This window comes from Pseudarthrobacter niigatensis, assembly GCF_030812615.1.
Taxonomy (GTDB): Bacteria; Actinomycetota; Actinomycetes; order Actinomycetales; family Micrococcaceae; genus Arthrobacter; species Arthrobacter niigatensis.
Map to the genome: position 1 here is coordinate 368,891 of NZ_JAUSTB010000003.1, position 13,502 is coordinate 382,392.

The window sequence follows — 13,502 nt, forward strand, 5'->3', positions numbered from 1 at the left end:
CGTCAGGCGCCGGCGCGGATCGAGACGACAGTGCCGCCCCCTGCGTTGCGGATATCCCAGGCGTTGCCGCTGCCGATAACCCTGTATCCATTGGCGCCTGCCGGTTCCAGCACCACTGCCGTGTTCTCATCAATGGCGACCGCCCAATCCACCTGGCCGGCCGCTACGGCCCCCACTGCGCGGCTTACCGTTCCCGCTTGCGCCGCGTGGACATCCACCGCGAACGGGACCAGTCCCAGGCCCTGCCGGATCTCCACTGCCTCCAGGCCTTCCGAGCATTCCTCCCCGCACACGTCCACCCCGTTGATACGGTGGCCGCCGATCAGTGCACGGTTCGGCGCCACCATGGCCCCGGCGGAAAACCCCAGGTAGGGGCTGCCGGCGGCCACCAGGCGGGAAATGGCGGCGGCCGCGGGGAGCAGGCCTTCCCAATAGGCCGGCGTCAACCCGCCGCCCACCACCACGCCATCCACGCCATCGAAGGCGGCAGGGTCCGCCGGCTTGTCCCCGCGCAGCGGGATGGCCACGATCCCACAGTCAAGCCTGGCTTGGAGGGGCGCCGAGCAGGTCTCAATGAGTTCCTCCGGGCTTCCTCCTCGATGGTGTACGGCCACGGCAATCCGGACAGCCCGGCCAGGTGCCGCATGCCGGCGGACTGCATCCGCAAACTGGTCAAAGACATCCGGAAAGCCCAGTGGATCAGGGCCCGCCCCGGCAAGGAAGATGCTCATGAGCTTCAAGATACCGGCCAGAACTTGCCTGGCGGGGACGACGGAAAAAGCCATTGACCCGGGCTGCCTAAAGGGATAATGTACAACCAAATGGTTGTACATCAGCTTCGCGAGGCCGAACTGGACCGCCTCTTCCAGGCGTTCGCCGATTCCACCCGCCGCGACATTGTCCGCAGGGTGACCGTCGAGGAGTTTTCAGTTTCCGGTCTCGCTGCCCTCTACGCCATGAGCTTCGCCGGCGTACAGAAACATGTGGCGATATTGGAGCGCGCCTCCCTTGTCACCAAGGAAAAGCGCGGAAGGGAGCAGATCGTGCGGGGCAATCATGAAGGTCTGCTGAAAGCCCGGCGGCTGCTCGACGAATATGAACAATTCTGGCGGCAGCGCGCCGCCCGGATGGCAGACATTCTCACTGAAGGTTAGGAAGGCACGGCCATGACAGTCATCAGTACGGATAAAAACCCCGAGGCCCTGAGCCTCACCCTCGTTGCCGAGTTCGACGCCGGCATGCAACGCGTCTGGCAGCTCTTTGAGGACCCGCGGCAGCTGGAGCGCTGGTGGGGTCCGCCCACGTATCCGGCTACCTTCTACAAGCACGACTTCGTTCCGGGCGGCCGCGCCAGCTACTACATGACAAGCCCGGATGGGGAGAAGTTCCACGGCTGGTGGGAATTCACCAGCATCGAATCGCCGCGCCAGCTTGAATTCAACGACGGTTTCGCGGACAGCGACGGCAACCCCACCGGTGACCATGGCGTCAGCCATGCCACAGTGACGCTGGAACCGGTGGGGGAGCGCACCCGGATGACCATGCTGTCCGCCTTCGAGTCTGAAGAACAGCTGGAAGAGATGATCAAGATGGGCATGGAGGAGGGCCTCAAGGCAGCGGTCGGCCAGATCGACGGCCTCCTTGCCGAGCACGCCAACGCCTGACAGCGCAACAGCCACTTCCCTTGCCACGGCGCCAGGTGGGCGGACGACGGCGGGACGTTCCGTCGTCGTCCGCCAACCCTGGGCGTTGAACGCCCAGGCCCGCCGCTGAATACTGGAGGTTGGGACCCGGCAAGGGAAGGCGGTGGCAGCAATGAGCGGCGGCGCAGGGGAATTCCGCAAGCGCCTGGAGCGTGCGGCCGAGGTGCGGTCATACCGTGGCGCCGGCATCAGCGCCGAGGAGGAAGCCGCGCTGGATGCCCTCGACGCGCAGGAGCGGGAGAAGCGCAGGAAAGTCAGCGATGCCGCCCGCGCGGAATACCTGGTCCGCGACGCCATGGCGCAGGGCAAGTTCGACAACCTGAAGTATGCGGGAAAACCAATTCCCGGCCTGGGCGAGTCGTACGATCCCGACTGGTGGGTGAAGGGGCTGATCCAGCGGGAGAACATCAGCGGCCTGGGGCCGGCGGCCATCCTCCTCCGCGCTGAGGACGCCGAGCTCGACGCGAAACTGGACGCCCAATACACCGAGCAGCAGGTCCGCGATGTCGTGGCGGATTTCAACCGGAGGGTGGTTGATGCCCGCCGCCAGTTGCAGGGCGGCCCACCGGTAGTCACCAAGACCCGTGACGTGGATGGGGAAGTGGAGCGTTGGCGCAGCCGGCGTGCTGTGCAGGTGGACGAGGCGCCGGCCACGCCGGAGCCGGAACGCCCGTGGTGGAAGCGGCTGTGGAAGGGGACGGGTTAGGCGGCATCCAGATCCACCATGGATGCGCCAAGTGCCTACGGCCTGTAGTTGGGGTTAGGGCCGATCATCGAAGCGGGCGGTGGCGCGAACGGGGTTGCGGGATACAGCGGCGCCACCTTGAGCATGTAGTTGGCCCACTGCGGCCCGGCAATCATGTACCCGTCGAGGCGGGGATAGAAGGTCCCGTTGATGGTCACGTTCTGCCCGGCCCGCTTTTGGCCTTCCAGTGCATCGCCGAAGAAGGAAGCCGTGACAAGGCCGGTGGTGTAACCCACCACCCACGTGGAACCGTTGTTGTTGGAGGTTCCAGTCTTGGCGGCGCTGGGCACCGTGTCCTGTACTTTCGGGTTGATCCAGACACCGGACCCCTTCTTCAGGACGTCCTGGAGCACTGAATTGACGCCCCGGGCCACGTCGGGCTTGACGGCGTCGTGGCAGTCGGGGGCCTGGGCGGGCAGCTTCGCCCCTGCCGCATCGGTCACCTCGGCCAGGGCGATCGGCGCGCAGTAGCGGCCCTCCGTGGCGAAGGTGGCGAAGGCGTTTGCCAGGGTAAGCGGAGCCACGCCCGTGCCGCCCAGCAGGTTGCCCAGCTGATGCATGTTGACCGGGGTGCTGTCCAAACCACTGTGCAGGCCCACGGAGTCCACCATCTTCTGGATGCCGCAAAAGTCGAGCTGGGCGGCCGAGGCGAAGGTAGCGGTGTTGATGGAGTTGTACAGGCCGTAGTTGACGGGCATCGGCCGGTAGAAGCCGTCCTCGGCGTTCTGCAGGTCATCGGCAGCGCCAAGGGCCGGGTTGGCCTGCGCCGTGCTGTACGCGCCCAGCACCTTCCCGCAGCTGTCCTTCCACGGGAACCCCAGGGGATAGACCCGGCGTGAGGCATCCACTTCCGCGGTCAGCGGCTTGCCCTCGTTCAACCACTCCGCGAAGGTGAAGGGCTTCATGGTGGAGCCCGGCTGGAACCCGCCGGCGCCATTCAGGTCATTGCCCTGGGCGTCCCTGGCGTCCACGTTGAAGTTCAGGTTGGTATCAAACTTGCCAGGCTGGGGGAGGAATACCGTGTTCTGGGCCATGGCCAGGATCTTGCCGCTGCCTGGCTGCAGGGTCAGGAGCGAGGCTGCCCACCGGTCCGGATTTGCACCCGCTGTACCGTCCACCTGGGCCTGGGCGGCCGCCTGGAGCCTGCTGTCCAGGGTGGTGACGATAGTGAGGCCGCCGCGGTACAGCCTGCGCTCGCGCTCCACTTCGGTGGCGCCGTAGGCAGGATTGTTCAGGATCAGGTGGGAGATGTAGTCGCAGAAGTAGGGCGCCATTGCGGCATTGGCGCAGCCCTGCTGTTGCGGCGTGATCTTCAGCTCGATAGGGGTGGCCACTGCGGCGTCGTACTGGGCCTGCGTGATCCTTCGCAGGCGGAGCATCTCGGACAGGACCTGGTTCCGGCGCACGATCGACTTGTCCGGATTGGTGGCCGGGTTGTACAGGGTGGGGCTGTTGACCAGCCCGGCCAGCAACGCGGCCTGGGGCAGGGTGAGGTCCTTCGCGGTCGTGCTGAAGAAGTAGCGCGCCGCGGCTTCTATCCCGTAGGCGTTGCTGCTGAAAAACACGATGTTGAGATAGCCCTCAAGGATCTGGTCCTTGGTGTACTTCTTCTCCAGCGCGATGGCGAGCTTCATTTCACGCAGCTTGTCACCGAAGTCCTTCTGCCCGTTCAGCACCACCGCGTCCGGCCGGTCCTGCGAGAGCTGCGCCTCGTTCAGGACGTTGGTGACGTACTGCTGCGTGATGGTGGACGCACCCTGCTCGCCGCCCTTGGTCAGGTTGGACACCAGTGCGCGCAGGATGCCCTGCGGATCCACGCCGGCGTGGGTGTAAAACCGGCTGTCCTCGATGGCAATGATGCCGTCCTTGATGAAGGGGGACATCTGGTCCAGTGGAACCCTGACGCGGTTTTCCGCGTAGAAAGTGGCAATAACCTGCCCGTCGGAGGTGACGACTCTGGTGGCCTGCGACGGCGGCTGGACGGTCAGCTCCGTGGGCAGGCTTTCGAAGAAACCAATGGAGGAACTGACGCCCATCCCAGCGGCTGCCACGGCAGGAACCACCAGGCTGGCCGCCAGCACTCCGCACATAACACTCGCAGCAAGGAAACCCAGGAGCCTTCCCAGGGCTAAGCCAAAGCCGCGCCTGCGCTTCCGCTTCTTCACCATTCCTCGGCCCTCGTCCTCGAAGGTGGGATCAGAATACGCCCCTGCAAAGAGGTGAAACAGGGGGTGGAGGGTCAGGATTTGGTCACGCTGAACCCTTGACCTAGCGATAGTTACCGACATATCGTTAACTATCGCTGAAGACGCAGCGAGCACCTGAAAAATGAAAGGGCGATGCCACCATGAAAGGCATATTTGATGACAAGAATCCCGGCCCGGAATTCGGCAAGGGACGCTTCGAGCGGGGGAGGGGCCACAGGGGGCCGCACGGGCACCGGGGTCCCGGCTTCGGGCCTGGTTTTGGCCCCGGATTCGGAGCTGGGTTTGGGCCGGGCTTTGGCCCGGGTTTCGGACGGGGCGGCCGGCGTGCCAGCCGGGGTGACGTCCGCTCAGCCATCCTGTCGCTGCTGGCGGAGGCCCCGTCCAATGGTTACGGACTGATCAAAACCATCGCCGCAAAGACCGGCGGAATGTGGCGGCCCAGCCCGGGATCCATCTATCCCACGCTCCAGCAGTTGGTGGACGAGGGGCTGATCGAGGCCGTGGGCGAGGGCCGGGGAACAGAGTTTGCGCTGACGGACGCCGGGAAGGCCTACGTCGCCGAACACGCTGAGGAGATGGAGAACGCCTGGAACGCTGAACCGGACAGTGCCGACAGGGACTTCCACCAGAGCATTGCCAAGCTCATGGGCGCCATCCATCAGTTCCGCACCGGGGTGAGCGAGGAGCAGCGGGCCGCCGCGATGGAAAAGATGGACGAACTTCGCCGCGCGCTCTACAAGATCCTTGCGGACTAGGGCAGGACTTACGCGAAGGAGTCTTCCTTGGCGTGCCGTTCAGCGGGAGCCGGGGCCGTTGGAATGTGGGCCGCGGCGTGGCGCAGGGGATTGAAGCCCGCTCCGATCTCGCCGAAGGCGTAGGCCGTCTCGGCGTGCTCAGCCAGGTCCACGCCGGCGGTCTCAGCCTCGTGGCTGACACGGAAGCCAACAGTCTTGTGGATCACCCGGCCGATGACCGCGGTTCCTGCGCCGGACAGCAGGAGCGTGATGACTACCGCGGCCACCTGGGCGATGAGCTGCTGGACTCCGCCGCCGTAGAAGAGACCGCCGCCCTGGCCGTTCACCGGGAGGGCGATGAACCCCAGCGAAAGGGTGCCGATAAGGCCTGCGCCCAGGTGGACACCCACCACGTCCAGGGAGTCATCAAGGCCAAACCGGTACTTGAGGTCCACGAACACGCAGCAGGCGGCTCCCGCCACCAGGCCCAGGCCGATGGCGGCCACCGGGCTGATGTTGGCGCAGGACGGGGTGATGGCCACCAGCCCGGCGACCACGCCGGAGGCTGCACCCAGGGAGGTCGGGTGTCCGTGGCGGATCTTTTCGGTGACCAGCCAGCTCAGCATGGCCGCGGCAGGAGCCACAAGGGTGTTGATCCAGATGAGGCCGGCCTGTTCCACGCTGGTGGCAGCTCCGCCGTTGAAGCCGAACCAGCCAAACCACAGGATTGCGGCGCCGAGCATGATGAAAGGCAGGTTGTGGGGGCGGTGGTTGGGGTCCTTCGCGAATCCGTGGCGCTGGCCAACAATAACGGCGAGCACCAGGGCTGCAGTTCCCGAACTGATTTCCACCACGGCGCCGCCGGCGAAATCAATGACCTGGCCGAAGATTTCCGTGACGGCCCCGCCAGCGCTCATCAGTCCGCCACCCCAGATCATGTAGGCGAGGGGGCAGTAGATCAGGGTGATCCATACGGGCACGAACAGGACCCAGGCGCTGAACTTGGCACGGTCGGCGATGGCGCCACTGATCAGGGCGACGGTGACAATGGCGAAGGTAGCGCTGTAGCCGGCTTTGAGGAGGTCCGGTGAACCCATCAGGTCCTGCAGGCCAAAGCTGGTAAAGGGGTTGCCGAACAGTCCCAGGATGCCGTTCCCGGTGGTCATGGAGTAGCCCCAGAGGACCCAGACCACCCCGACAATCCCCGCCGAGATGAAGCTCATCATGATCATGTTCAGGGCAGCCTTGGCGCGGGTCATGCCGCCGTAGAAGAGGCCAAGCCCGGGGGTCATCAGGAGGACCATTGCGGCCGAAATCATCAGCCAGACGTGTTGGGCAGTGATTTCCACCGGTGGGTCCCTTCGCGATGTGAACGTGGTGCGGGACCCGTGTGGCCCCGCGGCATTTCCCCCGGGATCCATTTTTCGCGGCGTGTGTTTCAATCAATGCCGCCTAAAGTTGCGGCCACGTTACACAAATTGCCCGTGCGTGAAGTTCACGTATCAACTATGTTTCGGGCGTGTAAACGGCCTCTCCTCCGGCGGCTGCTTCGACATCCCTTCACCCGGCCCGTTCCCTGCAACCGCAGGCTGGAGGGGCCTGCGGCAGGTGAGCTCCGCCGTCGTCCGCCCCTGTGCCGGCTGTTTCGAAGCCGTGAACGGCACCTCACCCCGTCAGAAGGTGCGGGCGTTGGCGAGGACCGGCAGTGTGGCCCGGACGTCCTCCACGGTTGACGGGTCGATGTCGACGACGGCGAGTTCAGGTTTCCCGCCCAGGGCAACCACAGGCTTCCCCAGGGGTGTGATCACCGCGCTGTGCCCGATGCCCGTGGGTGCTGTGCCCGCCGGGCCGGCACCCACCGTTTGGGGATCGCCCTGTCCGCACGCAACCACAAATGTGGTGCTGTCCAGAGCCCGGGCGCGCACCAGCAGGTCCCACTGCTCCGCCTTGCCTTCACCGGCGCCCCACGAGGCGCACACGATATTCACCTGGGCGCCTGCATTGGCGTTTGCCGTGAACAGCCCTGGAAAGCGGACGTCGTAGCAGGTGGCCAGGCCAAACACGGTCCCATCGAGCTCGAACGTCACCGGGGCTTCCCCGGCGTCCACCGTCCTGGACTCCGTGAAGCCAAAAGCGTCAAAAAGGTGGACCTTGTCGTACGCCGCCTCCAGCCCGGGCCCGGTGACCAGGAGGGTGTTACGGACCCGGCCGTCTTTCCCCGGCGTGAACATGCCGGCCACGATCGCCAGGTCCAGCTCGGCAGCCATCCTGCGGACCTCGCCGGCCCACGGCCCGTCCACGGGCTCGGCAATGTCTTTCAGGGAATGGCCAAAGGCGCGCATGGTCGCCTCGGGAAAGACCACCAGTTGGGCGCCGGCGTTCTTGGCCTGGGCGGCATACTCCCAAACGAGTTCCAGGTTTGCCGTGGGGTCGGCGCCGCTGATGATCTGCGCTACTGCAATCCGCATTACTGCCTGTAACCCTCCACTTCGCTGATCGGGCGGGCCTCGGCGTCGTTCGGGTTCTCGCCCGAATCCTTCTTGGCCCGCCGTTGGCGCAGCAGGTCCCAGCACTGGTCCAGGCTTTCTTCCACATACTTGAGCCGTGCCTGGTCCGGCGCCTGCCCGTCACCCGAGCCTTCGCGCAGCGAGTGCTCCTCCTCCACCAGGGCCTGGATGTGCGACAAAATATCCTGATCATTCATGGCTTCCCCTAACTCTGCTCCGGTCCCCTTCAGCGTACGTACCCGGTGCTGAAGGAGCCAGCCCCTGAGCGGTACCATCAACTTCATGCCCACTGCGCTCGATATGGCAGGTCCCATCCTGGAAGTGCTCACCTGGTTGTGCCTGCCCGCAGGGTTGGGGCTGCTCTTCTACACCGGGTTCCTCCGCCGCTTCGTGCACCCCTGGGATGTTGCCGAGGGCGTGGTGTACTCGGATTCCACCGGTGTGGGCTTCCGCTGGCTCGACCGGAAGCACCAGGTGCACCACGCCCCAATGTCCCCTTACGACATCCGGGACATGGCCGCGGGGGACACCCTGCCCATCTATTACCACCCCAAGCGCCCCACGCAGTGGCAGACCACCAGGCCGGAAGAGGCCGGCAGGACGGCCTCGGTCCTGGGCCGCTGCCTCACGGCAATCGGCGCCGTGGCGCTGCTGGCCGGCTTCGTCCTGCCGATGTTCTAGCTGACCAGGACCACCACTATTCCCAGGCACCCCAGGGCGACGCCCGCAAAGGCAGTCCAAAGGACGGCGGGCAGGTCGGCCTCGATGCTTTCGCCTGCCAGGCCACGGGACCTGGCCCGGTACCGGCGGCGCTGCGTGAGGTAGATGGCAAGGGCGGCGCCGCCGGAAATCGCCGGCAGCATCAGGATGGGTAACCCGTAGACGGGTAGCCAGCGCAGGAAGAAGGCGCTCGCCGTCACCAACGCCAGCATGGTGCGGCCCCATGCCAGGGCGGTCCGCTCGGGCTGGAGGCCGGGATCGCCGTGGGGGCTGGGAGCATGGGCTGCCACAGTTCAGCGCCAGAGGATGAAGACCAGTACGACGGCGGCGGCCAGCGCGCCTGCGCCGGCCAACAGGGGCACAAAAAGCGGCAGCGGCAGCGGCGCCTTATTGCGCATGCTCCGTTCCACCCGAAGCCACCGAAGGGCGGCGCCACCGCTGAGCATCATGCCCAGCAGCAGCAACAGGATGGCCAGGCCTTTCCGGACAGGTTCGATGAAGAGGCCGGAGGTGAATGCCTCGATGGCGATGCCCCCTGCCAGCAGCGCCAGCGACGTCCGGATCCAGGCCAGGAAGGTGCGTTCGTTCGCCAGCGTGAAGCGCGGGTCCGGTTCCTCGCCGCCGGGGAGCAGCCGTTCGGCCATCCTTCCGCGCGATGGCGGGACGGTGGGCCTGGGGGGCTGCTCACTGTTGATCACCGGGCCAGTTTAGCCGCGGCGGGTGAGGGGCTGCCGGTCAGGAAATATGGCGGAGCGCGGCTTTGCCGGCAAGGTGATCCCCAATGGGCAGGGCGGCTGTTGCGGCGGGGGAAGGGGCGTTCAGGACGTGGATCATCCGCTCTGTCTCCGCCAGCAGGAAGTCGTGGAGGAGCGTTCCATCCCGGCGTACAGCCTGTGCACGGATGCCTGCCTCATACGGCAGCAGGTCCGCTTTGGCCAGGCCCGGAGCGTATTTGCGGCATTCCTGCAGGTAGCTTCCCTTGAACAGCGAGTTGCGGACCTCGCGCACCGCGGTGGCTGCGTTGGACCGGGCCACACGCCACAGCCCCGGAAAGCGCACGTAGCGGCCCACATCCCTGAGGTCCACCGAGAATTTGGGATAGCCCTCCCGGGCCAGGCCCAGCACCGCGTTGGGTCCCACCGTGATGCTGCCGTGGATGGTGGGGGTGAGATGTACCCCCAGGAAAGGCAGGTCCGGGTCCGGTACCGGGTAGATGAGGTGCGTAACGTAATCCGACTTGGCGTCCGGCAACTCAAAATATTCTCCGCGGAAGGGAATGATCTGCACGTCGATGTTCATTCCGGCCATTTCCGCCAGGCGGTCCGACTGCAGGCCCGCACAGGCCACCAGGCGGCGGCAGGAATAGAGGGCGTGGGCTGTGCCAACGTCCACCCGGTCTGAATGCTCCACGATGGAGTCCACCCTGGCTCCGGTGATGAGCCGGCCGCCGGCAGCGGAGATGAGGTCAGCCAGTTTCCGCGCCACGTCCCGGTAGTCCACGATTCCGGTGCTGGGAATGAACAGGGCGCCCAGGCCCGAAACGTTGGGCTCGCGCCGGTTGAGTTCGCCTTGGCCAATGCGCTCGCAGGGCAGCCCATGGACGGCCGCGCGTTCTTCCAGGCGGTCCAGCCTGTCTAATTCCACCGCGGACGTTGCCACCAGCAGTTTGCCCGGCTCGGCGTACCTGATGCCGTGTTCCCGGCAGAACTCCTTGGTCTGCTGCGACCCCGCCTTGCTGAACCGTGCCTTGAGGCTGTCCGGGGCGTAGTAGATCCCGGAGTGGATGACGCCGCTGTTGTGTCCGGTCTGGTGTGATGCCAGGGACTCCGCGGCCTCCAGCAGGACCAGCGAAGCTCCCGGTTGCTTCTGCAGCAGCTGGTAGGCGGTTGCCAGGCCTATGATTCCGCCGCCGATAACGCAGTAGTCCACCCGGTCCACAGGGCCCGCCTTTCGTCGTGGGTAGATCTTAGCCACCGCCGCTGCCCACGCGCTCCTGCTATCCGCCGCTGCGGGGAGCAAACATGATCACGGCAACCCCCAGGAGGCACACCAGGGACCCGGTGATGTCCCACCGGTCCGGGCGGAAGCCGTCAAAGGCCATGCCCCAGGCCAGGGAACCGGCCACGAACACGCCGCCGTAGGCCGCAAGGATCCGGCCGAAATGGGCATCTGGCTGGAGCGTGGCCACGAAACCGTAAGCTCCCAGCGCGATCACGCCAAGCCCGGCCCACCACCAGTCCCTGCCTTCGCGCACGGCCTGCCACACCAGCCAGGCCCCACCTATTTCCGCGGCGGCGGCCAGCACGAACAGCACGATGGTCTTGAAAACATTGACAGACTCGCCAGGGATACCCACGAAGCCATCATGCCAGCCGGGAATGCGGCCCGGCGGGGGCCCTGGGAGGGAGCCGAATGGACGGCGGGAACCTTCCTTGATACCTAACCGTTACTCTTAGAGGGCGACGTGGGGGCTTCGCGCCGATAACTAGCGTGTGACTGCGGAACGGTCATATGACGGAGAGAGAGAAATATGGCTCACACCGCTCTAGGCTTAACCGTATGATCCGGCTACGTCAGCTGGCCCAGGCGGCCTCAGTGCTTACCACCCCCTTGGCGCCGGAAGACATTCTGGCCCTGTTCAACCCTGTCTACTCGGCTCGCCAGCTTCGGGGCGTGGTCACCCGCGTGGTGCAGGAAACCGCGCAGTCGGCAACCATCTTTTTCCGCCCCGGCCGCGGGTGGAAGGCGCACCTGGCGGGGCAGTGGGCCCGCATCGGCGTCGAGCTCGACGGCGTGCGGCACTGGCGTTCCTACTCCCTTAGCGCTCCCGCAGGCAAGGATCCTGCCATCACCGTCACCGACGTCGGCGCAGTGTCCGGCACGCTGGTGCGCACCACCAAGCCCGGCGATGTCCTGTTTCTGGCTCCGCCGCAGGGCGACTTCGTCCTTCCGGAGCACCCCCGCCCCCTTCTCATGGTCACCGCCGGCAGTGGCATCACTCCGGTGATGTCCATGATCCGTACCCTTGTGCCGCGGCGTCCGGATGCCGACGTCGTGCTGGTCCACTCCGCACGCACCCCGGGTGACAGCCTGTTCCGTGAAGAGCTGGCCGAGCTCGCGGACCAGTTCCCCAACTTCCGCCTGGCGCACTGGTACACCGGTGAACAGGGCCGCATGGACTTCTCCAGCACCAAAGAGTTGGACGAGATCTGCCCCGACTGGAAGGAACGGGCGGCCTACGCCTGCGGCCCGGACAGCTTCCTGGACGACGCCGAGGCCCTCTGGAAGCGCGCCGCCCTGACCACCAGGGCACCCGGAACCGACGTCGCCGTTGCCGGAGACGCCGGCAACCTCATGATCGAACGCTTCAACACCACCTTCAACGCCGGCGTAGGGCACGACGGCGGCCTGGTCACCTTCGAAGCATCCGACCGGGAGGTGGAAGCCGACGGCGACACCCCCATCCTGGACATCGGCGAGGACGCCGGGGTGCTGATGCCCAGTGGCTGCCGGATGGGCATCTGCCACAGCTGCCTCACACCGCTCCTGGCGGGGCAGGTCCGCGACCTGCGGACCGGGGAAATCCACGGGGAACCAGGCCAACTCATCCAAACGTGTGTCTCGGCAGCCGCCGGACCCGTCAACCTCGAAATCTGAGGAGCACCACGGAATGTCTGTAATCACACCAAGCAAGGTCACCCCCGCGGGAAGCTCGAGAACCCGGCCCGGGAAGCTTGCCGAATCCGGCAGCCCCGCCGTCCGGCCCCCCGCAGCCGCACACCTCAGCGATGAGCAGGTAGCGGAGCTGGGCCGTGAGCTCGACGCCATCCGGGACGAGATCCTGGGCAAGCGCGGGGCGGAGGACGCCGCCTACATCCGCCGGATGATCAAGATCCAGCGTGGACTGGAGATTTCCGGCCGCGCCGCCCTCCTGGTCAGCAAGAACAAAGCCGCCTGGGTCGCGGGGACCACCCTGCTCAGCCTGGCCAAGATCCTGGAAAACATGGAGCTGGGCCACAACATCCTGCACGGCCAGTGGGACTGGATGCGGGACCCGGACATCCACTCCACCACCTGGGAATGGGACTTCGTCACCCCCTCGCGGTCCTGGCAGCACACCCACAACGACCTGCACCACCGGTGGACCAACGTGGTGGGCAAGGACAACGACGTCGGATACAACCTCCTGCGCATGGACGAGAACCAGCCGTGGAAGCCCATCAACCTGGCCAACCCGTTGTTCAACGCCATCCTGGCGCCGGTTTTCGAGTGGGGCATCGCCATCTACGACCTCGAGCTGACCGAGTACAAGGAAGGCACCAAGTCCAAGGAAGCCCTGCTCAAGGACCTCAAGGCGCTGGGCAAGAAGGTCGTAACCCAGTTCACCAAGGACTACGCGGCCACTCCTGCCGTCGCCATGCTGACCGGATCCGCCAAGCAGGCGCTGTTCGGCACGATCACTGCCAACGCCATCCGCAATGTCTGGGCCCACGCGGTCATCTTCTGCGGCCACTTCCCGGAAGGAACCGACACCTTCACCGAAGAGATGGTGGACGGCGAAACCCGCGGTGACTGGTATGTCCGGCAGATGATTGGCTCAGCCAACATCTCAGGCTCGAAATTCATGCACCTTATGACGGGCAACCTCTCGCACCAGATTGAGCACCACCTCTTCCCGGACCTGCCCTCCAACCGGTACGCGGAGGTGGCGCCGAGGGTCCGTGAGATCTGCCAGCGCTACGGCCTGAAGTACACCACCGGTCCGCTGCTGAAGCAGGTGGGCTCGTCCTGGGCCAAGGTCTTCAAACTGGCGCTGCCTGGAAAGCCTGCCCGGGCCTAGATTCCCATTGACGCAGAAGTGGCCCGCCGTCTGGCAGGGCCACTTC

Annotated in this window: 16 protein-coding genes; 7 read left to right on the top strand and 9 right to left on the bottom strand. The window is 65.7% G+C overall.

The genetic code is table 11. The features are described 5' to 3' along the window. Window positions 1–2: 2 nt before the first annotated feature. Complete coding sequence (locus J2T23_RS06920) at window positions 3–731, bottom strand: Type 1 glutamine amidotransferase-like domain-containing protein (RefSeq protein WP_307358380.1); 729 nt, start codon at window positions 729–731, stop codon at window positions 3–5. A 90-nt stretch (window positions 732–821) separates the two neighbouring features. On the opposite strand from J2T23_RS06920, the gene J2T23_RS06925 reads away from it, so the two are divergent. From J2T23_RS06925 to J2T23_RS06935, 3 genes are all read left to right on the top strand, one after another. Continuing rightward, window positions 822–1,154: an ArsR/SmtB family transcription factor gene (locus tag J2T23_RS06925; RefSeq protein WP_307358440.1), complete on the top strand. Its 333-nt coding sequence runs from the start codon at window positions 822–824 to the stop codon at window positions 1,152–1,154. Window positions 1,155–1,166: 12 nt separating this feature from the next. Beyond that, window positions 1,167–1,664 carry an SRPBCC family protein gene (locus J2T23_RS06930; RefSeq protein WP_141159301.1) on the top strand — a complete coding sequence of 166 codons (498 nt, stop codon included), beginning with the start codon at window positions 1,167–1,169 and terminating at the stop codon, window positions 1,662–1,664. 151 nt (window positions 1,665–1,815) lie between these two features. Next, window positions 1,816–2,409: a DnaJ family domain-containing protein gene (locus tag J2T23_RS06935; protein WP_307358442.1), complete on the top strand. Its 594-nt coding sequence runs from the start codon at window positions 1,816–1,818 to the stop codon at window positions 2,407–2,409. A gap of 35 nt (window positions 2,410–2,444) precedes the next feature. Here the strand turns inward: J2T23_RS06935 and J2T23_RS06940 are convergent, their stop codons facing one another. Beyond that, the gene (locus J2T23_RS06940; RefSeq protein ID WP_307358383.1) at window positions 2,445–4,616 is read right to left on the bottom strand and encodes a transglycosylase domain-containing protein; all 2,172 of its coding nucleotides are present in this window, start codon (window positions 4,614–4,616) and stop codon (window positions 2,445–2,447) included. A gap of 179 nt (window positions 4,617–4,795) precedes the next feature. On the opposite strand from J2T23_RS06940, the gene J2T23_RS06945 reads away from it, so the two are divergent. Next, window positions 4,796–5,410: a PadR family transcriptional regulator gene (locus tag J2T23_RS06945; RefSeq protein ID WP_141159304.1), complete on the top strand. Its 615-nt coding sequence runs from the start codon at window positions 4,796–4,798 to the stop codon at window positions 5,408–5,410. An 8-nt stretch (window positions 5,411–5,418) separates the two neighbouring features. Here the strand turns inward: J2T23_RS06945 and J2T23_RS06950 are convergent, their stop codons facing one another. The 3 genes from J2T23_RS06950 to J2T23_RS06960 all read right to left on the bottom strand — a co-directional run bounded on the left by J2T23_RS06950 (window position 5,419) and on the right by J2T23_RS06960 (window position 8,093). Further along, window positions 5,419–6,738, bottom strand: a complete 1,320-nt coding sequence (locus J2T23_RS06950; RefSeq protein ID WP_141159305.1) for an ammonium transporter — start codon at window positions 6,736–6,738, stop codon at window positions 5,419–5,421. Between the two features lie 324 nt (window positions 6,739–7,062). Continuing rightward, window positions 7,063–7,857, bottom strand: a complete 795-nt coding sequence (locus J2T23_RS06955) for a carbon-nitrogen hydrolase family protein (RefSeq protein ID WP_141182491.1) — start codon at window positions 7,855–7,857, stop codon at window positions 7,063–7,065. After that, the gene (locus tag J2T23_RS06960; protein WP_141159307.1) at window positions 7,857–8,093 is read right to left on the bottom strand and encodes a DUF2630 family protein; all 237 of its coding nucleotides are present in this window, start codon (window positions 8,091–8,093) and stop codon (window positions 7,857–7,859) included. Before J2T23_RS06960 ends, J2T23_RS06955 begins: the two co-directional genes overlap by 1 nt. 85 nt (window positions 8,094–8,178) lie before the next feature. Here J2T23_RS06960 and J2T23_RS06965 point away from each other — a divergent pair, with 85 nt between their 5' ends. Next, entirely contained in the window at window positions 8,179–8,577 is a 399-nt protein-coding gene (locus J2T23_RS06965) for a hypothetical protein (protein WP_141182489.1), read from the top strand. Here the strand turns inward: J2T23_RS06965 and J2T23_RS06970 are convergent. From J2T23_RS06970 to J2T23_RS06985, 4 genes are all read right to left on the bottom strand, one after another. Next, entirely contained in the window at window positions 8,574–8,906 is a 333-nt protein-coding gene (locus tag J2T23_RS06970; protein ID WP_307358390.1) for a DUF202 domain-containing protein, read from the bottom strand. The two genes, J2T23_RS06965 and J2T23_RS06970, sit on opposite strands and share 4 nt — an antisense overlap. A gap of 3 nt (window positions 8,907–8,909) precedes the next feature. Beyond that, window positions 8,910–9,260, bottom strand: coding sequence for a YidH family protein (locus J2T23_RS06975; protein ID WP_141161464.1), 351 nt, complete (start codon window positions 9,258–9,260; stop codon window positions 8,910–8,912). 91 nt (window positions 9,261–9,351) lie between these two features. Continuing rightward, complete coding sequence (gene lhgD, locus J2T23_RS06980; RefSeq protein ID WP_307358392.1) at window positions 9,352–10,554, bottom strand: L-2-hydroxyglutarate dehydrogenase; 1,203 nt, start codon at window positions 10,552–10,554, stop codon at window positions 9,352–9,354. A gap of 58 nt (window positions 10,555–10,612) precedes the next feature. Then, on the bottom strand, window positions 10,613–10,972 hold the full coding sequence (locus J2T23_RS06985; RefSeq protein WP_141182487.1) for a YnfA family protein: 360 nt from the start codon (window positions 10,970–10,972) through the stop codon (window positions 10,613–10,615). 203 nt (window positions 10,973–11,175) lie between these two features. Here J2T23_RS06985 and J2T23_RS06990 point away from each other — a divergent pair, with 203 nt between their 5' ends. Together J2T23_RS06990 and J2T23_RS06995 are read left to right on the top strand one after the other, a co-directional pair. Then, complete coding sequence (locus J2T23_RS06990) at window positions 11,176–12,273, top strand: ferredoxin reductase (protein WP_141159311.1); 1,098 nt, start codon at window positions 11,176–11,178, stop codon at window positions 12,271–12,273. A gap of 13 nt (window positions 12,274–12,286) precedes the next feature. Continuing rightward, window positions 12,287–13,456, top strand: a complete 1,170-nt coding sequence (locus J2T23_RS06995; RefSeq protein WP_141159312.1) for a fatty acid desaturase family protein — start codon at window positions 12,287–12,289, stop codon at window positions 13,454–13,456. The last annotated feature ends 46 nt before the right edge of the window (window positions 13,457–13,502 follow it).